The organism is Pseudomonas sp. MF7453 (assembly GCF_016405455.1).
Classification (GTDB): domain Bacteria; phylum Pseudomonadota; class Gammaproteobacteria; order Pseudomonadales; family Pseudomonadaceae; genus Aquipseudomonas; species Aquipseudomonas paralactis.
The window spans coordinates 162038-184155 of the sequence record NZ_JAEKCN010000005.1; the positions used below are offsets into that span (position 1 = coordinate 162038).

Below are 22118 nucleotides of genomic sequence, written 5' to 3' on the forward strand. Positions count from 1 at the left end.
ACCGCTGCGAATGTCGCTATTTTATTTGCCATGCAACACTGGCCGCTTTGCGACGTCTAACACGCACAATTACCCAGGAGTTACCCGATGAATGCTCGTCTGCTTGGTTTGGCCATGGTTGTTGGGTTGTCGCTGCCGATGGCGGCGCAGGCGCAGATGCTGGCGCCGGGCTTGTGGGAATTGACCACCAGCAATATGAAAGTCGATAACCAGAACCTGCCCGACCTGTCGCTGATTCTCGGTCAGCTCAAACAACAGATGACCCCGGAACAGCGCGCCATGCTCGAAAAACAAGGCATCAACATGGCCGGTAAGGGCGTGCAGGTGTGCCTGACTCCAGCCCAGGTTGCCTCCGATTCCATTCCCCTGACTGACCCGCAATCGGGCTGCAAGCAGGAAGTGACTGACAAGACCGGTAACCAATGGAAGTTCCGCTTCAGCTGCCCCAAAGCCCAGGGCACCGGTGTCGCGACCTTCCAAAGCCAGAAGGAATTCACCACCACCGTCAACGGTACGTTTAATGCCACGGGCATCCAGCAGAAGGGCAGCCTGGACAGCCACGCTCAGTGGCTGGGCAACGATTGCGGTACGGTCAAACCCCGCGCTTAACGCAGAAAATGCAGGGGCAAGCCCTGGCAGCTGTCGACCACTTGGCCGTCGTGCCAAGCCAGGTGGCCGGACACCAGGGTGGTGCTCACGCTGTGACGAAAGCTGCGCTCTGCAAAGGGTGTCCAGCCGCAGCGGGCGAGAATCGGTTGGCTGCTGACCGGTTTGCCCTGAGGCTCGGGTTTGATCAGTACCAGGTCGGCCCAATAGCCTTCACGTAAGTAACCGCGATCAGGAATGGCAAACAGGTCGGCCACGCGATGACTGGTTTTCGCCACCAGTGTGGTCAGGGGCAAATGCCCGTCGGCCACCAATTCCAATAACGCCGGCAGGGCATGTTGCACCAGGGGCAAACCCGACGGTGCTTCGCGATAGCCAAGCTGTTTTTGCGCCCAGGTATGCGGCGCATGGTCAGTGCCAATCACATCCAGACGATCACTTAATAACGCCAGGCGCAGTGCGTCGCGGTCGGCGCGTGTCTTGATGGCCGGGTTGCATTTGATCTGGTGGCCGAGGCGGTGATAGTCGCGGTCGTCGAACAGCAGGTGATGCAGGCAGACTTCGGCGGTGATGTGCTTTTCGGCCAGGGGCTTGTCTTCGAAGAGCGCGAGTTCGCGGGCGCTGGTCAGGTGCAAAACGTGCAGGCGTGTGCCGTGACGCTGGGCCAGTTCCACGGCAAACGATGACGAGCGATAACACGCTTCGGCATCGCGGATCAGCGGGTGAGCGACAGCGGGGATGCGCTCGCCAAAGCGCTCGCGCAGGCGTTGCTCGTTGGCCAGGATGCTCGGGGTGTGTTCACAATGCGCGAGCAGAATGGTTGGCACTTGGGCAAACAGACGTTCCAGAATACGTGGATCGTCCACCAGCATGTTGCCGGTGGAGGCGCCCATGAATACTTTGACCCCGGCCACTTCACAGGGGTTGAGGGCGGCGACAATATCCAGATTGTCGTTGCTTACGCCGAAGTGAAAGCCGTAGTTGGCCACTGAGTGCAACGCAGCACGGCGCTTCTTATCGGCCAGGGCTTGCAGATTCAAAGTAGCCGGGTGGGTGTTGGGCATGTCCATGTAGCTGGTGATACCGCCGGCCACCGCGGCGCGGGATTCGCTGTAGAAACTGCCTTTGTCTGGCGCGCCGGGTTCACGAAAATGCACTTGGTCATCGATCATTCCCGGCAGCAACCACTGGCCTTGGGCGTCGATTTCCATCGGCTCGTTGGCGCTATCAATGCTGGCGGCGATCTTCTCGATACGGCCATTGGCGACCAGCACGTCGGCGTCGAATATCTGGCCCTCGTTGACCAGGCGGGCGTTGCGAATCAGCAGGCGGCTCATGGTTCAGAACTCGTTTTGCAAGGCTTTGTAGCCGCGCACCAGGTCGACGTTGGTGCGCGCCACGTCTTCGGAAAATTCCGAGGCACTGACACTCACCGGCGGGAATTGCGACAAGTCGGTGTTGGGCCCGATGCGAGTAGTGGAGGGTACGTAGAAGGCAGCGGGCAGGTCGCGGCCGTCGACCACCGAGTTGTGGCGTACCACGCAACCATCGCCGACGGCGCAATTGAACAGCACACTGTTGAAGCCGATGAACACGCGGTCGCCGACCGTGCAGGGGCCATGGACGATGGAGCGGTGGGCGATGGAGGTGAATTCGCCAATGGTCACCGCCGCGCCGGACTTGGAGTGGATCACCACTCCGTCCTGGATGTTGGAGTTGGCGCCGATGGTGATCGGGTCCATGGCGCCGCTGGCGTCGACTTCGTCGGCGCGGATCACAGCGTAGGGGCCGACGAAGACGTTCTCGCCGATGATGACCTTGCCGCAGATGATCGCGGTCTTGTCGACGTAGGCCGATTCGGCAATCACCGGCAGGTCGCCGGAAGGGTTTTTACGGATCATGGTTTGCTCAACGCTGCGCACAGGGTATTGAGGTTGTATTCGAACAGCCCGATAAAGGTGCTGGCCGGGCCTTGCGCGGCAAGGGCGTCGGAGTACAGCGTGCCGCCGATCTGCGCGCCGCTTTCATCGGCAATCTGCTTGAGCAGGCGTGAGTCCTTGATGTTTTCGATGAACACGGCTTTGACCTTGTCTTTGCGGATCTGGGTGATCAGCGCGGCGACTTCGGCAGCCGAGGGGTCACGCTCGGTGGACAAGCCCTGGGGCGCGAGGAACTGGATGCCATACGCCTGGCCCAGGTAACCGAAGGCATCGTGGGACGTGACGATGCGGCGATTGCCCGACGGCAGCGCAGCGAACCGGGTCTTGGCCTCGGCCAGCAGGCTGTGGATTTGCTTCAGGTAAGCCTGGCTGTTACGCAGGTAGTCGCTTTTGTTGGCAGGGTCTGCGGCCACCAATGCCTTGGTGATGTTGCTCACATAAATTTCGGCGTTGGCCAGGTTGTGCCAGGCGTGTGGGTCGGGAATGGTTTCGCCGTCTTCGTCCATGGTATGGGAAATCACACCTTTGCTGGCGGTGACGACCGTAGCGGTGGTTTCGGTGCTGGTGACCAGGCGATCCAGCCACGGCTCGAAACCCAGGCCGTTCTTGATGATGACTTTGGCCTTGAGCAGCGCCTTGGCGTCATCCGGCGTGGGTTCATAGGTATGAGCGTCGGCGTCCGGGCCGACCATGTTGCTGATCTGAATATGGTCGCCACCGATCTGGTGGGTGATGTCATCGAGAATACTGAAGCTGGTGACTACCTGGAGTTTGTCGGCGGCGTGAGCCATCGACAGCGGCAGCAACAGACTGAACAACACGAGAAGAGCGCGCATCGGGAAACACCTCATGAGGATGTAGGCAAAGGCGGGCGGCGCAACAAACCATGCACCGGACCGAACACCACGGACAACGCATACCCAACGCCCGCCACCAGCACGATTGCCGGGCCGCTGGGCAGTGAGTAGTAGAACGAGAGCAGCAAACCCAGCCACACCGACAGGCATCCAAGCACTGCCGATATTGCGATCAACACCGGCAGGCGCCGGCTCCAGAAGCGTGAAGCGATGGCCGGCAGCATCATCAAGCCCACTACCATCAGGGCGCCGATGGCCTGAAAGCCGATCACCAGGTTCAGCACCACCAGCGTCAGGAACAGGCCATGGGCCAGTGGGCCGAGGCGGCTGACGGTTTGCAGGAACAGCGGGTCGAGAGTGTCGAGCAGCAGAGGTTTGTAGATCAGCGCCATGGCGATCAGGCTGAAGCCGGACACCCAGAGCATTCCGGTCAGTGTGGTTTCGTCCACCGCCAGGGCGGAGCCGAACAACAGGTGCAGCAGGTCGAGACGTTTACCGGCGATACCGAGGATCAGTACACCAGCGGCGAGCGAGATGGGGTAAATAGCGGCGAGGCTGGCGTCTTCACGTAGCCCTGTGCGGCGGGTGACCCACGCGGCCAGACCAGCCATACTCAAACCCGCGCCAAGGCCGCCGAGGGTCAGTGCGGGCAGGCTCAACCCGGCGAACCAAAAGCCCAGTGCAGCGCCGGGCAGAATGCCGTGAGCCACGGCGTCACCGATCAGGCTCATGCGTCGCAGGATCAGGAACACGCCAAGGGGGGCGGTGCTGCAAGCAAGCACTAACCCGCCGATCAGCGCGCGGCGCATAAACACGAAATCCTGGAAGGGCAGCCACAGGTGAGCGGTGAGGTGCATCAGGCCACCTGCATCTGTGGTTGCGGGCGGATCAACTCTTTGCTGGGCCCGAATACGCAGCCGGTATTTTTGATCTGCAGCACGTGCTGGGTGTGGTGACGCACGGACGCCAGGTCATGACAGACCACCACCAGCGTGCGGCCTTGGCTGTGCCAGGCATGGATGTGTTTCCAGCACAGTGCCTGGCCGTCTTCGTCGAGGGCTGCGTGGGGTTCGTCGAGCAATAGGATGGGTGAGTCGGCCAGGCTCATACGGGCGAGCAGCGCGCGTTGCAGTTCGCCACCGGATAGCGCCATCAGCGGGCGCTGTTCCAAACCGCTGAGACACCAGTCTTCCATTACCGCACGCAGGCGCTCGTTGCGTTCTTGTGCGTTCAATTGGGTGCCCCAGAAGCCGGCAGCGACCAACTCCTGCAAACTGATCGGAAACTGACGATCCAGGTGCTGTTGCTGGGGCAGGAACGACAAGCCGCCGCGACGTGGAACATCGACACGGACCTTGCCCGTCAGCGGCTTTTGCAGCCCGGCGATCACTTTGAGCAGGCTGCTCTTGCCGGTGCCATTGGCGCCGATGATGCCCGTGAGACTACCTTTTTCCAGTGTCACGTTCAGAGCCGGCGTCAGTGGTTGCCCGGGGGCTCCCCAGCGCAAAGCGTTGCAGGTAATCATGCACAGTCTCTCGTCCAGCGGCTTTCAGCCACCGCATCGTGCGCGTGCAGGCTTTCGGCGTGGATTACTTTGAGGTGGAAGGCTTTGACGGCATCCGAGCGCTTCAAGGCGAGGTTCAAGCGGCGAGCGGCGTCTTCGCAGAACATCAGGTTCTGCCCGTTAGCCAGGGCGAACGCTTGTTCATCCGCACGTTTCACAGCGGTTTGCACGGCGGTGCCGAGAGCGGCTTCGGCAGCGTTGATCAAGTCGACGATCGCCAGGTCGTCACCTTGCAGTTGGACGTTTAACTGCGCGCTGCTGCGCTGGCTGTGGGGCGTGGCGACAATGCCGTTGGCACTGCCGAGCCAGGTCAATACGGCTTCATGCTGCAAAGGTGTGTGGGCAAAATCCTGGAGAAACTGCTGCTGAATCAGCTGCCTGGCGAGGGCGGCGGAGCAAGGGCAGGTTGAGGAATAAGTAACGTCAATTTTTAGTTCCACGTGGAACATCTGATTTTCAAGACGCGCTTCGATGCTGACCGGATAGCTTTTCCAACCCTCCAAAGGGCTGACCAGTGCGGGGCGTTTCAGCAACAAATTTGTGTGAATACGCAGGTAGGCGTCCTTAGATAAATCTTCATGTGTGTCGAGAAAACGCTGCAGTACATTACGCAAGAGTGCCGGCGTTAGCGGTTGCTGCTCTAGCATTTCCAAGGCCAGATAAAGGCGTGACATATGAATGCCACGGGCCGTGCCGTCGTCCAGGCTTACGCCCGCATCGGCGGTAGCGGCCAGGCGTTGGCCGTCGAGCAACACAGGCAGGGCAATGCCGCACATGCCCACCCAGTCGAGCGGCAAGGCTTGGCGTGAAGCCTGCGCGGCGATATCCGGCAGAGTCAGCGCATTCATGAGCAGGTCCATCGTTGGTAATGATTCGCCATGTTATAGTATAACAATAGTCGCTACGATGAAATTTCTGTCCCCGCCTTTGTTCAGTCACGTCGAGTAGGGATGCTCCTTTATCTGCGGTATATGTCATGCACAGACGTCAGCTCCTTAACCTGCTGCTGGTCAGCCCCTTGTTCACTTTGCCTTTGGGGGCCTACGCCACGCAGATCCGCAATGCGCGCCTGTGGCGTTCGGACGATAAGCTGCGGCTGGTGTTCGACCTCAGCGGCCCGGTGCAATACAAGACGTTCTCCCTGACGTCGCCGGACCGCCTGATCATCGACTTGAGTGGCGCCGGGCTCAGCGGCGATTTTTCCCAACTGGCACTGAAGAGCAGTGGGATTACCTCGATACGCTCCGGGCATTTCGGCAAGAGCGATACGCGTATCGTGCTGGATCTGGTCGCGCCAATGCAGCTCAACAGTTTTGTGTTGCCGCCCCAGGATGGCCAAGGTCATCGCCTGGTGCTGGACCTGACCAACGCCACGCCCGCGCCCCGTCAAATCGCAGCCGAACCGGCGCCCCTGGTGGTACCGGTGGACAAGGCGCACCCCAAACGCGACATCATTGTGGTGGTTGACCCCGGCCATGGCGGCAAAGATCCGGGCGCCGTTGGCTCCAAGGGCCAGCGCGAAAAGGATGTGGTGCTGTCGATCGCCCAGTTGCTGGCTAAACGGTTGAAACGTGAAAAGGGTTTTGCCGTAAAGCTGGTGCGCAATGACGACTTCTTCGTACCGCTGCGCAAGCGCGTGGAGATCGCCCGTAAGCACAAGGCTGATATGTTCATCTCGGTACACGCCGACGCCGCGCCACGGCTTACTGCATCGGGCGCTTCGGTGTATGCGTTGTCTGAAGGCGGTGCAACTTCTGCCACGGCGCGGTTCATGGCTCAGCGCGAGAACGGCGCAGACCTGCTGGGCGCCACGACGTTACTCAATCTGAAGGACAAGGACCCGATGCTGGCCGGGGTGATTCTCGACATGTCCATGAACGCCACCATCGCCTCCAGCCTGCAACTGGGCAGCGCGGTATTGGGCAGCCTGCAAAGCATCACCAGCCTGCATCAGAAGCGCGTGGAACAGGCAGGCTTCGCGGTGCTCAAGTCACCGGACGTGCCCTCGATCCTGGTTGAAACCGGGTTTATCTCCAATGCACGGGACGCCCAGCGGCTGGGCACGGCGCGTCATCAGCAGGCGGTGGCGGATGGGCTTTTTGAGGGGTTGAAGCAGTACTTCCAGAAGAACCCGCCCATCAACAGCTACATGGCTTGGGCGCAGGAACAGCAGAAAACCCAGGCCTAACAGCCGGTCATTCGGTTGCAAGTGAACTTGGCGCTGGCGCCGCCTGAACTGGAAAAGCGGTTGATGGTGGTCCAGCCCACGCGACGCGTGTAGCCAACCCATGCCTCGCCATCGGATGCCAACCCGGTAAAGAACGTCAGCTGCCCGTAGCGGCTATTGGTCTGCGCCCAATAGCGTTTACCGATCACTTCGAAACCGCGCATGTAAGTGATGTTGCCCGCAGTCGCCACGCTATAGGCATTCCCCAGCGGGTCCACGCAAGCCAACAAGGTGGCGCTGCGGGTGCAGTTGGCCAACAGGCTTGGGGCTTGTGCGCAGGCAGAGCCTGCAGCTGCCAATAGCAAGGCGCATAACACGTATCTCATCGTGTTTCTCGGGGGTTCAGAGGTGATCAAGCATTGCGCCCTTCGTCGCGACGAGCAAGAGGGATTGGCTTATTTGTATTGTTATACTATAACATAAAAACACAGCCCCACCCGTGAACCGTTTCCCATGACCGAACAAGATCTCCTGGCTCAACCGCCTGCTGATTACATGAATGAAGCCCAGCAGCAATTCTTCCGCGAGCTGCTGCTGGCTCAACGCGATGAACTGCAAGCCCGCATCGACACGCAGTTCCAGCTGCTGCGCGAACAGGAAACCAACAGCGACCTGGCGGATATCGGCAGCGCTGAAGAGCAGCGCCAATGGCAGCTGCGCCTGCTGGAGCGGGAAAAAAAGCTATTGGACAAGATCGACGACGCCATGGAGCTGCTGGCCCGCGGTGAATACGGCTGGTGCCGTGAAACCGGCGAGCCCATCGGCCTGCAACGCCTGCTGCTGCGTCCTACCGCAACCCTGTGTATCGAAGCCAAAGAACGTGAAGAGCTGCGCGAACGCCATAAACGGGCAGTTTGACCGGCCAACCCTGATGAGGAATACCTGATGCCCAATCGTCTCCCCGTGACCGTGTTGTCCGGCTTTCTCGGCGCCGGTAAAAGCACGCTGCTCAACTATGTTCTGCGCAACCGCGACAGCCTGCGGGTAGCGGTGATCGTCAACGACATGAGTGAAATCAACATCGACGGCAGCGAGGTGCAGCGCGACGTCACGCTCAATCGTGCCGAAGAAAAACTGGTGGAAATGAGCAACGGCTGCATCTGCTGCACCTTGCGTGAAGACTTGCTGGAAGAAGTCGCCAAGCTCGCCAAAGAGGGGCGCTTCGATTACCTGCTGATCGAATCCACCGGTATCTCCGAGCCGCTGCCAGTGGCCGAGACCTTCACTTTTCGCGATGAAAACGAGCAAAGCCTGGCAGACATTGCTCGCCTGGACACCATGGTCACGGTGGTCGATGGTATGAACTTTCTGCTCGACTACCAGGCCGCCGAAAGCCTGGCGTCCCGCGGCGAAACCCTGGGTGAAGAGGACGAGCGCTCCATCACTGACCTGTTGATCGAACAGATCGAATTCGCCGACGTCATCCTCATCAGCAAAATCGACCTGATCAGCAGTCGCGAGCGTGAAGAATTGATGGCCATCCTTGAGCGCCTCAATGCCCAGGCCGAAATCATCCCGATGGTCATGGGCGAGGTGCCGCTGCACAAAATCCTCAACACTGGGCGTTTCGACTTTGAACGGGCCGCCCAGGCGCCAGGTTGGCTGCAGGAGTTGCGCGGTGAGCATGTGCCGGAAACTGAAGAATATGGCATCGCCTCCACCGCTTACCGTGCACGCCGGCCTTTTCATCCACAGCGCTTTTTCGACTTTATCGATCGCCCCTGGGTGAACGGCAAGCTATTGCGCTCCAAGGGCTTCTTCTGGTTAGCCAGCAAACATCAGGACGCCGGCAGTTGGTCCCAGGCCGGGGGCCTGATGCGCCATGGCTTTGCCGGACGCTGGTGGCGCTTTGTGCCGAAAAGCCAGTGGCCTCAAGACGAGGAAAGCGTGGCGGCGATCATGGGCAACTGGCAATTGAGCACCGGGGACTGCCGCCAGGAGCTGGTGTTTATCGGGCAAAACATCGACTTCAACCTGATGCGTGCCGAACTGGATGCCTGTTTGCTCAATGATGAAGAGATGGCCCTGGGTGTGGAAGGTTGGCGCCAGCTGCCTGATCCTTTTGGCCCTTGGTATGAGCAGGTCGCCTGATGCTGGCCCCGGTTATCCCCTTGCGCCCCGTGATCCGCCAGACCAGTGGGCAAACCCCGCTGGCGCTGTCCGATATCCTCGAAGATGGCATTAACCTGGCGATATGGCAGCGCCAACTGCCCCTGCATATCGCCGAGTTCGGCGCCTTGCTGGTGGCGCTCAATGAGCCGCTCGCCGAATCCCTGGTGATTGAACTCGACGGCGAAGATGCCGTGCCGAACTTGCAGGGTCTGGCATCCAGTTGTCGCGATCTTGAGGGCTACGAGGGTTTTATCGCCGATGTGTCATGGCTGGTCAGTGCATTTGCCTGCCTGCTCGGCGCCAGGCGTATTGGCGTACGTTTGCGGCTGTTGGACAAGGCCATGTGCCCGCGATTTCATGTGGATCATGTGCCGGTTCGGCTGATCACCACCTATGCCGGTATCGGCAGCCAATGGTTGCGCGAAGGTGTGATGGACCGCCGCAAACTGAGCCAGGCGGACGCCGAGCCTAGCGAGCGTATCGAGCAGATCCACTGCGGTGAGGTGGCGCTGCTCAAGGGCACCAAATGGCATGGCAACGAGGGGCATGGCCTGATCCATCGTTCGCCGGCGCTCAAGCCCGATGAGCGTCGGTTGATCCTGACGCTGGATTGGCTGGCATAACCGCGTAGGATCAGACGCACTACACGGCCAGAATGATGCTACCAATGCTGCAGAACATTCCCACCCATGTGATTGCCGGGCCATTGGGTGCCGGCAAGACCAGCCTGATCAGGCACCTGCTCGCTCAGCGCCCGGCCAACGAGCGCTGGGCCGTGCTGATCAACGAATTCGGCCAGATTGGCCTGGACGCTGCCTTGTTGACTCAAGACGCTGACGGCGTCGCTTTGGGCGAGGTGGCGGGTGGCTGCCTGTGCTGTGTGAATGGTGCGCCGTTTCAGGTAGGCCTGGGCCGTTTGCTGCGTAAGGCCAAACCGGATCGGCTGTTTATCGAACCTTCAGGGTTGGGTCATCCCGCGCAGTTGCTCAAACAACTGCGGCAAGCGCCATGGCAAGACGTACTGGCCGTGCAGCCCTGCGTGCTGGTATTGGATGCCCAGGCGCTGGCAGCGGGCAAGCCCTTGCCGCAGGCACAGCAGGCGGCGTTAGCCAGTGCTGGCCTTCTGGTGTTGAACAAGGAAGAAGACCTGGATGCCGAGCAACGTCAGGCGATTGAACGGCAGTTACCCGATTCCACGCTTTACTGGACACGCCAGGCACAGCTACCCATCGACCAGTTGCCGGGCTTGAATGCGCAGGCCCAAGCGGCTGTGGATAACTTCGAGGTGCCTGAAGGCCTCGCGCAAATGCCTGCGATCTGGAGCGATCCTGCGGTGCCCATCTGTTTGAGTCAGGGCCAGGAGGGGGGCTGGAGTATCGGCTGGCGCTGGCACTCCAGCCAGCATTTTGATCTCAACCGCCTGCATCACTGGCTGTCAGGCCTCGACTGGTGCCGTGCCAAACTGGTTATCCACAGCGGTGACAACTGGGTTTCGGCCAACGCTGTGGATAACAGCGCTCTAACCTGGCAACCCAGCGAATGGCGACGGGATTCACGTATCGAATTGATCTTCAGCGAACCACAGGACGTGGCCACATTACAGACTGCGCTGGCCGCCTGCCGCTACTGACGGTTCTTGGTGGCGTGATCCTGGCGCCATTGGCTCAACTCGATCACTTCGGCGCTGGGCAGTGGCTCCTTGGCTTCGAACGGGTAGGGCGCCAGTTCGATCAGTGCACTGTGGGCGCCGAATTGGGTGATCGTCCCGGCATGGCGGGCTTCCCCGGTCACGGTGAACTCGAAATTGTAGATGCGTGCCAGGCGCCGCTGGCCATTGGCATCCTTCACGAAACCGATGCGTTTCAACGCAACCGCACCATCGAGCAACTCGATATCAAGCTTGGCGCAATGCTGCTTGACCCGCTCCAGCGCCCGCTCACGCAGGCCGTGGTTGTGCCAAACCCAGGCGGCGCCAGTCGCCAGCAGCATCAACACGAACATGTTTCCCAGGGTCAGCATTCCATGAACTCCAACAAAGTGAGAGCAGCTTAACTGCGTCGCCGGTCTGTCGTACAGGCTGCGTTTAGTCGCATACTGCGCGGCCAGAATTTCAACGGCTTTACGGAAATCTCCCGCATGAAACGCACACCTCATCTGCTTGCGATCCAGTCTCATGTGGTCTTTGGCCACGCCGGAAACAGCGCCGCCGTGTTCCCCATGCAGCGTGTGGGAGTGAACGTGTGGCCGCTCAATACGGTGCAGTTCTCCAACCACACTCAGTATGGACAGTGGACGGGCGAAGTGTTGGCGCCGCAGCAAATTCCGGCGCTGGTAGAGGGTATTGCCGCGATTGGTGAGCTGGGCAACTGTGATGCAGTGCTGTCCGGATACCTGGGCAGTGCAGACCAGGGCCGCGCCATCCTCAGCGGTGTGGCGCGTATCAAAGCGATCAACCCCAAGGCGCTGTACCTGTGCGACCCGGTGATGGGCCACCCGGAAAAGGGCTGCATCGTGCCGCAGGAGGTCAGCGATTTCCTGCTTGATGAAGCTGCTGCCATGGCGGATTTCCTGTGCCCCAACCAACTGGAGCTGGACAGTTTTGCCGGGCGCAAGCCGCAATCGCTGTTCGATTGCCTGGCCATGGCCAAGGCGTTGTTGGCGCGCGGGCCCAAAGCAGTGCTGGTCAAGCACCTGGATTACCCAGGCAAACTGCCTGAAGGGTTTGAAATGCTGTTGGTGACGGCCGATGGCAGTTGGCACTTGCGTCGGCCGCTGCTGGCGTTCCCGCGTCAGCCGGTGGGCGTGGGCGACCTGACGTCGGGTCTGTTCCTGGCGCGGGTGCTGTTGGGCGATAGCCTGGTGGCAGCCTTTGAGTTCACCGCCGCGGCTGTGCATGAAGTGCTGCTGGAAACTCAGGCCTGCGCCAGTTATGAACTGGAACTGGTGCGGGCTCAGGATCGCATCGCTCATCCTCGTGTGCGCTTTGAAGCCACACCGATCAGCCTGTAATGACACAGATCCCAATGTGGGAGCGGGCTTGCCCGCGATGACGGAGTCTCAGTCAAAGAGATGTCGACTGAACCACTGCTATCGCGGGCAAGCCCGCTCCCACACTTTTTTGAGTTGATTCACCGCTTGGAGTTTACGGCGCGTCGGCTTTGATTTCCCGGTAGCGTTTTTCCAATTCCTGGCGAATCTGCCGACGCTGCTGGGCCTGCACAAAGCGGCGCTTATCCTCGCTGTTCTGCGGCTGCAACGGCGGCACGGCGGCGGGTTTGCGCTGGTCGTCCACGGCCACCATGGTGAAGAAACAGCTGTTGGTATGGCGCACCGAGCGTTCACGGATATTCTCGGTCACCACCTTGATGCCCACTTCCATCGACGTGTTGCCGGTGTAGTTAACCGACGCCAGGAAAGTCACCAGCTCACCGACATGGATCGGTTCGCGAAAAATCACCTGGTCCACCGACAGCGTGACCACATAACGACCGGCATAACGGCTGGCGCAGGCGTAGGCCACTTCGTCGAGGTACTTGAGCAGCGTGCCGCCGTGGACATTGCCTGAGAAGTTGGCCATGTCAGGGGTCATCAGTACCGTCATCGACAGCTGGGCGTTTCCGGGTTCCATAGCACACTCACGGGTTGTAGGCATTGGTTGGGGGAGGGCACCTCTGCGGGTGCTGGTGTCTTTGCAGCGCCATCCCTAACGGGACGCCGGTGGGCAGCTTGCCGTCACGCGTGCATCGATCTGTTTCCATATATTGCACCGGCTTTTCAGCAGAAGTCGCGGTGTTAACCTTCAAAAGCCCATCTCAGGGCTTTTCTTACGATCAAGGCAGACTTTTCCTTCCGCTCTTTGCGACCGTACAAAGGCGGCTGGAAGTGGGAAAAGCGCCGGTACCTCAAGGAGCCCCTCGCCATGCACGCCATCAGCTTTATCCAGGACTTGGCCGTGATCATGCTGGTGGCAGGGGTCGTGACCATCCTGTTTCACCGCCTCAAGCAGCCGGTGGTGCTGGGCTACATCGTCGCTGGCTTCATTATCGGCCCTCATACCCCGCCGTTTGGCCTGATCCACGATGAAGACACGATCAAGACCCTGGCTGAGCTTGGGGTAATTTTCCTGATGTTCTGCCTGGGCCTGGAGTTCAGCCTGCGCAAGCTGTTCAAGGTGGGGGCCACGGCGTTTATCGCCGCCTTCCTGGAAATTGTCCTGATGATCTGGATCGGCTATGAGATTGGCCGCTGGTTCGACTGGAGCACCATGGACTCGCTGTTCCTCGGCGCGATCCTGGCGATCTCCTCGACCACCATCATCGTCAAGGCCCTCAATGACCTGAAGATGAAAGACCAGCGTTTCGCCCAGCTGATTTTCGGGGTGTTGATCGTCGAGGACATCCTGGGCATCGGCATCATTGCCCTGCTGTCGAGCATCGCCGTCAGTGGCACCGTCAGCTCCGGGGAAGTGTTCTCCACTGTGGGCAAACTCTCGCTGTTCATGATCGTCGCGCTGGTAATCGGCATATTGCTGGTGCCGCGCCTGCTGGCTTACGTGGCCAGGTTCGAAAGCAACGAGATGCTGCTGATCACCGTGTTGGGCTTGTGTTTCGGCTTCTGCCTGCTGGTGGTGAAACTGGAATACAGCATGGTGCTCGGCGCCTTCCTGATTGGCGCGATCATGGCTGAATCTCGTCAGTTGATTAAAATCGAGCGCCTGATCGAGCCCGTTCGCGATATGTTCAGCGCAATCTTTTTTGTCGCCATTGGCTTGATGATCGACCCGCAGATCTTGCTGCAATACGCCTGGCCGATCGCAGTGATCACCGTGGCCGTGGTGTTGGGCAAAATGCTTTCCTGTGGTTTGGGCGCGTTTATTGCCGGCAATGACGGTCGCACCTCGCTGCGAGTGGGGATGGGACTGTCACAGATTGGCGAATTTTCTTTCATCATTGCAGCGCTGGGCATGACCCTGCAGGTGACCAGCGACTTCCTGTACCCGGTAGCCGTGGCTGTTTCGGCAATTACGACCTTACTCACTCCCTATCTGATTCGCGGCGCGGACCCACTGTCGTTGAAAATCGCGGCGGTAATGCCCAAGCGCATGAGCCGGGTATTCGGGATGTATGGCGAATGGCTGCGCAGCATTCAGCCTCAGGGCGAGGGTGCGATGCTGGCGTCGATGATCCGCAAGATCATCCTGCAAGTCGGGGTGAATCTGGCACTGGTGATCGCGATCTTCTTTGCCGGCAGTTTTTTCGCGGCGCGCATCGGCGGGTATCTGGAAGGCTGGATCAGTGATCAGAGCTGGCAGAAGGCGTTGATCTGGGGCGGGGCGCTGCTGTTGTCGCTACCGTTTCTGATTGCGGCGTATCGCAAGCTCAAGGCGCTGTCGATGTTGCTGGCAGAGATGAGTGTGAAGCCGGAGATGGCCGGGCGGCATACCCAGCGTGTGCGGCGGGTGATTGCGGAGCTGATTCCGCTGCTCTCGCTGCTGGTGATCTTCCTGCTATTGGCAGCCTTGTCGGCGAGCATTCTGCCGACCAACAAGTTGCTGGTGCTGATTGCCGTGGTCACGGCGGCGGTGGCTGCGGTGCTTTGGCGCTGGTTTATTCGTGTGCATACACGGATGCAGGTTGCCTTGCTGGAAACGTTGGATAACCACAAGGATACGCAGTAGGAGCGAGCTTGCTCGCGAAGATCGTTAACGATAACGCGGGAAACCTGACACCCAGCGGCGCCCTCAGGTTTCTCGCGAGCAAGCTCGGCTCCTACAAGAGGCTCAGCTTTCCAGCCAGACGTCCCGCGCCCAGTGCCATACCGATTCCCAGGTTTCTTCGGTAACGAGCTCTTCTTCACCGGACCACAGCACCACGGTGCCGTCCTCTTCGACGCAGTAGTAGTCATCGCCGTCCTGGCAGATCGGGATCAGGCTGCGATCCACACCGGCATCCCAGGCATTGGCGGCAACGTCCGGCAGGTAGGTGTGGGATTGCGGATCGGTGACGGTCACCGGCTCCAGGCTGCCGTACACAACGTCGCTGACGGTCAGCAGGAATTCGCGGAAGACAAAGGGGATGTCGATGAACAATTGTTCCTCAATCTCCACCAGCAGGTCTTCGTCAGGCAGCTCCAAAGGAACCGGGACCGGTTCGTTGGCTTCACGCAATTGTTCGATGATTTCTTCCACGGCCGGGATCCTCTTGCTAGATGGCGCGGTTTATAGGGGCGTTTTATACAGTAGCTCGCTATAAGTGCAACCGTGAAATAGAAAACCCCGGACATGTCCGGGGTTTTTGTTACCGCTTGCTCAAACGCGTGAGTATCAGCTGTTCTGGCGGATACCGGCGACCAGCCATGGCTGGTTCTCGCCTTGGGCACGTTCCATGTTCCAGCTTTCGCTGAACACCTCGCCCTGGTCGAAACGTGACGACTTCGACACACCGCTGAAGGTCAGGGTGGCGATAGTCTTGTCGGCACGATCATCCACGCCTTCAAGCTGTACGCGCAGGTCGTCGATGTAGGTCGACTGGAACGCATCACCGATCTCGGCGCGTTCGCGCTTGAGGAACTCCAGCAGTTGCGGGGTCACGAACTCGGCAATCTTGTCCATTTCGTTGGCGTCCCAGTGCTGTTGCAGGGACTGGAAGTGGCTGCGGGCCGCTTCGACGAAACGTTCTTCATTGAACCAGGCCGGAGCGTTGATCACCGGACGGGCGGCAGCAGGTGCTGCCGAGCCACCGAAGATCGAACCCATGGCTGGCTTCTGCTCGAACACTTCACGCTGCATCGGCGCGCCGGCTGGAGCCAGGTGCTCCTGCTGCTTGCGGCGACGGGCGGCGATAAAGCGGAAGATCACGAACGCGATGACGGCCAGGATCAGGATGTCGAAGATCTGCATGCCCTGGAAGCCGCCGCCCATGAACATGGACGCGAGCAGGCCACCGGCGGCGATGCCGGCCAGAGGGCCCAACCAGCGCGAAGCACCGCCGGCCTTGGCAGCAGCGCCAGCCGCACCGGCAGCACCCGCAGTGGCGGCAGCACCGCCGGCACCGGCGGATGGAGCCATTTGACTGGTTTGGTGAGTCGGCGCTGCGCCAGAGCTTTTGCCGCCACCGAAGCGTTTGGCGTTGGCGTCCAGGCTCATCGTCAAGCCGATGCACAACGCCATGGCGATGCTAAGAAAACGTTTCATAAAGGGAATTCCCATTTGTGGATTGCACGCGCGCCATGTTGCACAGGTGTCGGAGCAGTGGCTAGCGGCATAATGTTTCGGGCTTTTGCGTAAGACCAAATCCGAAGGGTCTGTAGGACTAATTACAGATATTGGCCCGCACTCGTGAAATACAAGGGCGCAGCCGTATCTTCCTGTAGGAGCGAGCTTGCTCGCGAAAATCGTCAACGATTATGCGGGCATTCTGGATGAACGCATTGTCTGGGCGTTCTTCGCGAGCAAGCTCGCTCCTACGGGAATGGAGTTCAGACCGCTTCGAGCTTGGCGTAACCCATCATCAGCCACTTGCTGCCCTCGGCGAAGTTCACCTGCACCCGAGCCTGGGCACCGGCGCCTTCAAAGTTGAGGATCACGCCTTCGCCGAAGATCGCATGTTTGACCTGCTGGCCAAGGCTGAACGGGGTTTCAGGAATCTCGGAACCGGCAAACATCGTGCTGGAGTTCTGCTGCTGGCCGCCGCCGAACGGGCGACTGACACTGTTGGACAGGCGCACTTCCTGAATCAACCCCTTCGGCACTTCACGTACGAAACGCGACACCTTGTTGTAGGTCTCGCTGCCGTACAGGCGTCGGGTCTCGGCGTAGGTCATCACCAGGTTCTGCATCGCCCGGGTAATGCCCACGTAGGCCAGGCGGCGTTCTTCCTCAAGACGGCCGGGTTCTTCCAGGCTCATCTTGTGGGGGAACAGGCCTTCTTCCATGCCCACCAGGAACACGTAAGGGAATTCCAGGCCCTTGGCGCTGTGCAGGGTCATCAGCTGGATGCTGTCTTCATGCTCGTCGGCCTGGGTATCGCCGGCTTCCAGTGACGCATGACCCAGGAAGGCGGCAAGCGGCGTCAGCTCTTCGTCTTCCTCGGTGTTTTCAAAGGCGCGGGCGGCGCTGACCAGTTCTTCAAGGTTTTCCACCCGGGCCTGGCCCTTCTCGCCCTTTTCCGCCTCGTGGTAGGCAATCAGCCCGGATTGTTCGATCACGGTCTGGGTCATCAGGTGCAGCGGCATTTCTGCGCACTTGGCGGCCAGGTTCTCGATCAGCTCGACAAACACCCCCAACGCCCCGGCAGCCCGGCCGGTCAGGCCTTTGTTGGCGATCAGCAAGCGCATGGCTTCCCACATCGACACATCGGCATGGCGCGCATGGTCGCGGATCGCTTCAACGGTTTTCTCGCCAATGCCACGCGCCGGGATATTGATCACCCGCTCCAGCGCCGCATCGTTACCGCGGCCTTCAAGCAAGCGCAGGTAGGCCATGGCGTTCTTGATTTCGGCACGTTCGAAGAAGCGCTGGCCGCCGTAGATGCGGTATGGGATGCGCTCGCGCAGCAAGGCTTCTTCCAGCACCCGCGATTGGGCGTTGGAACGGTACAGAATCGCGATATCGCTGCGGGCCAGGCCGGTTTTCAGCGCGCTTTCGATGGTTTCCACCACGTAGCGGGCTTCATCGTGTTCGTTGAACGCGGCATACAGGTTGATCGCTTCGCCTTCGCCGCCATCGGTCCACAACTCTTTGCCCAGGCGCCCGGTGTTGTTGGCGATCAAGGCGTTGGCGGCCTTGAGGATCCCGGCGGTGGAGCGGTAGTTCTGCTCCAGGCGGATGGTCACCGCGTCCGGGAAGTCTTCGGAATACTGGTAGATGTTCTCGATTTTCGCGCCGCGCCAGCCGTAGATCGACTGGTCGTCATCGCCCACCACCATCAGGCTGTCGCCGCCTTTGGCCAGCAGGCGCAGCCAGGCGTACTGCACGGCGTTGGTGTCCTGGAACTCGTCCACCAGAATGTGACGGAAGCGCTTCTGATAATGGGCCAGCAAGCCGGGATTGTCGCGCCACAGGTCAAGGGCGCGCAGCAAGAGTTCGGAGAAGTCGATCACGCCGGCGCGTACGCAGGCTGCCTCGTAAGCTTCATAAATGCTGCGCATGGTGGCCAGGAACAGGTCGCCGCTGGCCTGGATATGTTGCGGGCGCAGGCCCTCGTCTTTCTGGCCGTTGATAAACCACTGGGCCTGACGCGCCGGCCAGCGTTGTTCGTCCAGGCCCAGTTCGCGGATCACGCGCTTGACCAGGCGCTGCTGGTCATCGCTGTCGAGGATCTGGAAGGTCTGGCTCAGCCCCGCTTCCTGCCAGTGCGCCCGCAACAGGCGGTGCGCCAGGCCGTGGAAGGTGCCGACCCACATGCCGGCCGGGCTGATGCCCATCAACTGCTCAATGCGATGACGCATCTCGGCAGCGGCCTTGTTGGTGAAAGTCACCGACAGGATGGAATGCGGGGACGCGTTTTCGACCTGGATCAACCAGGCGATACGGTGCACCAGCACTCGGGTTTTACCGGAGCCAGCACCGGCCAGGACCAACTGACGGCCAACGGGAGCCGCTACGGCCTGGCGTTGGGCATCGTTGAGGGAGTTCAGCAAAAGAGAGAGATCATCGCGCATCGACGCATTCTATGGGCCTAAAGGGGCTCGGGCAAATCCCAATGCCGGGTGGTCGACGCAAAACACTCGGCGTACCACCAAACGGGCAAAGTTTATGCCGTGAGGGATGACCGGTTGGTCATGCTCCGCAGCCCGCGTCGCGTCTTGCTCAAGCTGTCTGGGCCAAAGGTTTGCGGCCCATTGGAGGCGGTTTTTTATGACGTGGGGCAGTTTGGCCCAGGCGCTTGCTTGTGTATGCTCCGTCGACGTTTCGGGCTCACCATTATAAGAACATCGCCTATGACCCTTAGCACTGACCTGTTTGGCCCCTCGGTGGCGCCGGCGCAGGTCATCCGTAAACACTATGCAACCGAAATGGCGGTCGAGCGCACACGCCTGCTGTACCAAGGCTCGTTGCTGCCGACCCTGCTGATGCTGGTCAATGGCCTGGTCTGCGCCTGGTTGCTGTGGAATCCCGAGCACTACCTGCTTGACAGTCTGTGGCTGCTCTGGCTGCTTGCCCTGGTGGCGATGCGCGTGATTCAGGTGGCGGCTTTTGATTCGGCCATGCCCAGCCGTCAGGCCCTACCGATGTGGCGGCGTATGTTCATGCTCGGCTCGGCGATCAGCGGTCTGACGTTGTCCGTCGCTGCCATCGCCCTGGTCCCGCCGACAGTTTCATGCATCAGGCCTGGGTGTTCGGCCTGATCGGCGCCGCTACCTTGTCGGCCAGTGTGGCCTATGCCGTGAGCCTGTGGGCCTTTCTGTCATTTGCCTTGCCCTGCCTGTTACCGGCCATCATCTATCTGTTCTGCAATGGCAGCCCACAGCAGCAGGGTTGGGGCGTGCTTGGCCTGATCCTGCTGGCGTCCCTGAGCCTGGTGGCGTGGCAGGTCAACCGCTTGATCCAGCGCGGGCTGTTGCGTCGCTTCCAGAACCAGGCCCTGATCGAGCACCTGCAGCAGGCCCAGCAACGCAGCGAGTTGTTGAACCAGGAACTGGTGCGTGAAGTCGAGCAGCGCCGCCAGGTCGAGCAGGACCTGCGCGAAGCCCAAATCGGCCTGCAAGACCGCGTGGCGCAGCGCAGCCAGGAACTGGATGCCGCCAGCCTCGCCCTCAATACAAGCGAAGCGCGCCTGGCCATGGCACTGCAAGCCAGTGAACTGGGCCTATGGGACTGGAACCTGCAAACCGACGAAGTCCATCACACTCAGCTCAAGGAGCTATTCGGCCTGGAGCCTGAATACGTCAAGGCGATGCTCAGCCATCTCAAGCCGCGCCTGCACCCCGACGACCTGCCACTGCTCAAGCACGCGCTGGTGGAGCACTTGAAAGGTCGCAGTGAGGATTATCAGGTGGAATACCGGATACGTCATGGCGATGGGCATTGGGTGTGGATCCAGGACCGTGGGCGCGCGGTGGAGCGTGCGCCCAATGGCCGCGTGGTCCGGATGCTCGGCACGCGCCGCGACATCAGTGCCAGCAAGGCGTTGGAAGAGCAGCAACGGCTCGCCTCGACGGTGTTTGAGGCGGCCAGCGAAGGCATTGTGATCCTCGATCCGAACTACGCGCTGATCGCCGTGAACCAGGCGTTCAGCCGCGTGACCGGTTTCGACATTGACGACATGCTCGGTCGAAATGTCGTGGAACTGCCCAGCAGTCGCGATGCGCGGCGCCACTTCCCAATGATCCGCCAGGCCCTGCAAAGCCATGGCACCTGGCAGGGCGAACTGGTGGAAACGCGCAAGAACGGCGAGCTGTACCCGCAGTGGCTGCAATTGAGTGTGGTGCGAGATGTTCGGGGAAATGTTAGTCACATCGTGGGCTTTTTCGCCGATCTCTCCGCACGCCGCGAATCCGAAGAGCGTATGCGCTACCTCACTCACTACGACGAATTGACCGGCCTGGCCAACCGTTCACTGTTTCGCGAACGGCTGCGCGAAGCCCATCAACGCGTGCGCCAGGGCGGCCGCAGCCTGGCGCTGCTGCATATCAACCTGGACCGTTTCAAATTGCTCAATGACAGCCTGGGCCATGAAGTGGCCGACCAGCTGTTAGAGAAAATGGCCCGGCGTTTGATTAACGCGCTGCCCGAAGCCGACACCATTGCGCGCTTGTCCGGCGACGAGTTCGCGGTGCTGTTCGATGCCTACGGCAATTTGTCGAGCCTGGCGCGCGTGGCGACGCGGTTGTTGGCAAAGCTGCGGGTACCGGTAACGGTGGAAGGGCATGAACTGGTGGTCAGTGCCTCCATGGGCGTCAGCTTGCTGCCGGATAATGCGCGGGAAATCTCTGCCCTGGTCAGCCAATCGAATATGGCCATGCAGCACGCCAAGCATCTGGGCGGCAACAATTTCCAGTTTTACACCGACAGTCTGCAAGCCAGCACCCTGGAGCGTTTGCAGCTGGAAAATCATCTGCGCAAAGCGATTGAGGAGCACCAGCTGAGCGTGTTCTACCAACCGAAACTGTGCCTGGCGACCGGCAAGTTGAACGCTGCCGAAGCGCTGATTCGCTGGGAGCATCCGCAGTGGGGCATGGTGCCGCCGGGGGACTTTATCGGCCTGGCCGAAGAAACCGGCTTGATCGTGCCGTTGGGTGAGTTCGTGCTGCGCCAGGCGTGCTGGCAAGCCTGCGAGTGGCAGCGCCAGGGGCTGGCGCCGATTCGTGTGTCGGTGAACCTGTCGGTGCATCAACTGCGTCAGGGCAAGCTGGTCAGCCTGGTACGCCAGGTCCTGGAAGAGACCGGGCTGGACCCGCAGTACCTTGAGCTTGAGCTCACCGAAAGCCAGCTGCTCGACAGCGTCGAGCACATCATCGCCACCTTCCAGCAGTTGCGTGACCTGGGGGTGAAGCTGGCCATCGACGACTTCGGCACTGGTTATTCGTCCCTCAGTTACCTCAAGCGTATTCCGGTGGATTACGTGAAGATCGACCAGGCCTTTATTCGTGGCCTCGGTCAGGGGCGTGAAGATGCCGCCATCACGCGGGCGATCATTGCCATGGCCCATGGGCTGGCGCTCAAAGTGGTGGCCGAGGGCGTGGAAGATCAGCAGCAGCTGGATTTCCTGCGCGGCGAGCAGTGCGATGAAGTGCAGGGTTATCTGATCAGCCCGCCAATGCAGGCCGAAGGGCTGGCGGATTTGTTACGCAAAAATACAGATTTTTCTTAA

General features: G+C 60.3%; 20 protein-coding genes and 1 pseudogene. 9 read left to right on the forward strand and 12 right to left on the reverse strand.

What is annotated here, in order from left to right:
- Window positions 1-87 precede the first annotated feature (87 nt).
- Window positions 88-609, forward strand: a complete 522-nt coding sequence (locus JFT63_RS10160) for a DUF3617 domain-containing protein (protein ID WP_198843880.1) — start codon at window positions 88-90, stop codon at window positions 607-609.
- On the opposite strand, the gene JFT63_RS10165 is transcribed toward JFT63_RS10160, so the two are convergent.
- Genes JFT63_RS10165 through folE2 form a run of 6 tightly spaced genes read right to left on the reverse strand, consistent with a single transcriptional unit; the run spans window position 606 to window position 5815 of the window.
- The gene (locus JFT63_RS10165; protein ID WP_198707146.1) at window positions 606-1943 is read right to left on the reverse strand and encodes a dihydroorotase; all 1338 of its coding nucleotides are present in this window, start codon (window positions 1941-1943) and stop codon (window positions 606-608) included. The genes JFT63_RS10160 and JFT63_RS10165 overlap by 4 nt on opposite strands.
- 3 nt (window positions 1944-1946) lie before the next feature.
- Window positions 1947-2507: a gamma carbonic anhydrase family protein gene (locus tag JFT63_RS10170; RefSeq protein ID WP_005792581.1), complete on the reverse strand. Its 561-nt coding sequence runs from the start codon at window positions 2505-2507 to the stop codon at window positions 1947-1949.
- Window positions 2504-3382, reverse strand: coding sequence for a metal ABC transporter substrate-binding protein (locus tag JFT63_RS10175; RefSeq protein WP_057701880.1), 879 nt, complete (start codon window positions 3380-3382; stop codon window positions 2504-2506). The genes JFT63_RS10170 and JFT63_RS10175 overlap by 4 nt, the downstream gene beginning before the upstream one ends.
- An 11-nt stretch (window positions 3383-3393) precedes the next feature.
- On the reverse strand, window positions 3394-4260 hold the full coding sequence (locus JFT63_RS10180) for a metal ABC transporter permease (RefSeq protein ID WP_057701881.1): 867 nt from the start codon (window positions 4258-4260) through the stop codon (window positions 3394-3396).
- Window positions 4260-4928 carry a metal ABC transporter ATP-binding protein gene (locus JFT63_RS10185; RefSeq protein WP_186559087.1) on the reverse strand — a complete coding sequence of 223 codons (669 nt, stop codon included), beginning with the start codon at window positions 4926-4928 and terminating at the stop codon, window positions 4260-4262. The genes JFT63_RS10180 and JFT63_RS10185 overlap by 1 nt, the downstream gene beginning before the upstream one ends.
- Entirely contained in the window at window positions 4925-5815 is an 891-nt protein-coding gene (folE2, locus tag JFT63_RS10190) for a GTP cyclohydrolase FolE2 (RefSeq protein WP_198843881.1), read from the reverse strand. The genes JFT63_RS10185 and folE2 overlap by 4 nt, the downstream gene beginning before the upstream one ends.
- 128 nt (window positions 5816-5943) lie before the next feature.
- On the opposite strand from folE2, the gene JFT63_RS10195 reads away from it, so the two are divergent.
- Entirely contained in the window at window positions 5944-7155 is a 1212-nt protein-coding gene (locus tag JFT63_RS10195; RefSeq protein WP_198843882.1) for an N-acetylmuramoyl-L-alanine amidase, read from the forward strand.
- On the opposite strand, the gene JFT63_RS10200 is transcribed toward JFT63_RS10195, so the two are convergent.
- Window positions 7152-7520, reverse strand: a complete 369-nt coding sequence (locus JFT63_RS10200; RefSeq protein WP_198843883.1) for a glutamine synthetase — start codon at window positions 7518-7520, stop codon at window positions 7152-7154. The two genes, JFT63_RS10195 and JFT63_RS10200, sit on opposite strands and share 4 nt — an antisense overlap.
- Window positions 7521-7647: 127 nt before the next feature.
- On the opposite strand from JFT63_RS10200, the gene dksA reads away from it, so the two are divergent.
- From dksA to JFT63_RS10220, 4 genes are read left to right on the forward strand one after another with little or no spacing between them, the layout of a single operon-like run.
- On the forward strand, window positions 7648-8052 hold the full coding sequence (dksA, locus tag JFT63_RS10205) for an RNA polymerase-binding protein DksA (protein ID WP_198843884.1): 405 nt from the start codon (window positions 7648-7650) through the stop codon (window positions 8050-8052).
- Between the two features lie 27 nt (window positions 8053-8079).
- Complete coding sequence (gene zigA, locus JFT63_RS10210) at window positions 8080-9285, forward strand: zinc metallochaperone GTPase ZigA (RefSeq protein WP_186559092.1); 1206 nt, start codon at window positions 8080-8082, stop codon at window positions 9283-9285.
- Window positions 9285-9929, forward strand: a complete 645-nt coding sequence (locus JFT63_RS10215) for a DUF1826 domain-containing protein (protein ID WP_057701888.1) — start codon at window positions 9285-9287, stop codon at window positions 9927-9929. Before zigA ends, JFT63_RS10215 begins: the two co-directional genes overlap by 1 nt.
- Before the next feature lie 44 nt (window positions 9930-9973).
- Window positions 9974-10936, forward strand: coding sequence for a CobW family GTP-binding protein (locus JFT63_RS10220; RefSeq protein ID WP_057701889.1), 963 nt, complete (start codon window positions 9974-9976; stop codon window positions 10934-10936).
- Here the strand turns inward: JFT63_RS10220 and JFT63_RS10225 are convergent.
- Complete coding sequence (locus JFT63_RS10225; protein WP_198843885.1) at window positions 10930-11325, reverse strand: DUF3301 domain-containing protein; 396 nt, start codon at window positions 11323-11325, stop codon at window positions 10930-10932. The two genes, JFT63_RS10220 and JFT63_RS10225, sit on opposite strands and share 7 nt — an antisense overlap.
- Before the next feature lie 117 nt (window positions 11326-11442).
- Here JFT63_RS10225 and pdxY point away from each other — a divergent pair, with 117 nt between their 5' ends.
- Window positions 11443-12315 carry a pyridoxal kinase PdxY gene (gene pdxY, locus JFT63_RS10230; RefSeq protein ID WP_057701891.1) on the forward strand — a complete coding sequence of 291 codons (873 nt, stop codon included), beginning with the start codon at window positions 11443-11445 and terminating at the stop codon, window positions 12313-12315.
- A 133-nt stretch (window positions 12316-12448) separates the two neighbouring features.
- Here pdxY and JFT63_RS10235 read toward each other — a convergent pair whose 3' ends face one another.
- Window positions 12449-12934 carry an acyl-CoA thioesterase gene (locus tag JFT63_RS10235; protein WP_003195747.1) on the reverse strand — a complete coding sequence of 162 codons (486 nt, stop codon included), beginning with the start codon at window positions 12932-12934 and terminating at the stop codon, window positions 12449-12451.
- A gap of 291 nt (window positions 12935-13225) precedes the next feature.
- Between JFT63_RS10235 and JFT63_RS10240 the strand changes: the two genes are divergently transcribed.
- Window positions 13226-14983, forward strand: a complete 1758-nt coding sequence (locus JFT63_RS10240) for a cation:proton antiporter (protein WP_057701892.1) — start codon at window positions 13226-13228, stop codon at window positions 14981-14983.
- Window positions 14984-15085: 102 nt separating this feature from the next.
- On the opposite strand, the gene JFT63_RS10245 is transcribed toward JFT63_RS10240, so the two are convergent.
- The 3 genes from JFT63_RS10245 to uvrD form a co-directional block, all read right to left on the reverse strand.
- Window positions 15086-15493 carry an SMI1/KNR4 family protein gene (locus tag JFT63_RS10245; protein ID WP_034129154.1) on the reverse strand — a complete coding sequence of 136 codons (408 nt, stop codon included), beginning with the start codon at window positions 15491-15493 and terminating at the stop codon, window positions 15086-15088.
- Between the two features lie 135 nt (window positions 15494-15628).
- Complete coding sequence (locus tag JFT63_RS10250; RefSeq protein WP_032878653.1) at window positions 15629-16498, reverse strand: Tim44 domain-containing protein; 870 nt, start codon at window positions 16496-16498, stop codon at window positions 15629-15631.
- A gap of 284 nt (window positions 16499-16782) precedes the next feature.
- Window positions 16783-18966 (reverse strand): DNA helicase II, encoded by a 2184-nt coding sequence (gene uvrD / locus JFT63_RS10255; protein ID WP_032878654.1) that lies wholly within the window; start codon window positions 18964-18966, stop codon window positions 16783-16785.
- 279 nt (window positions 18967-19245) lie between these two features.
- Between uvrD and JFT63_RS10260 the strand changes: the two are divergent.
- Window positions 19246-22118, forward strand: a pseudogene (locus tag JFT63_RS10260) (EAL domain-containing protein).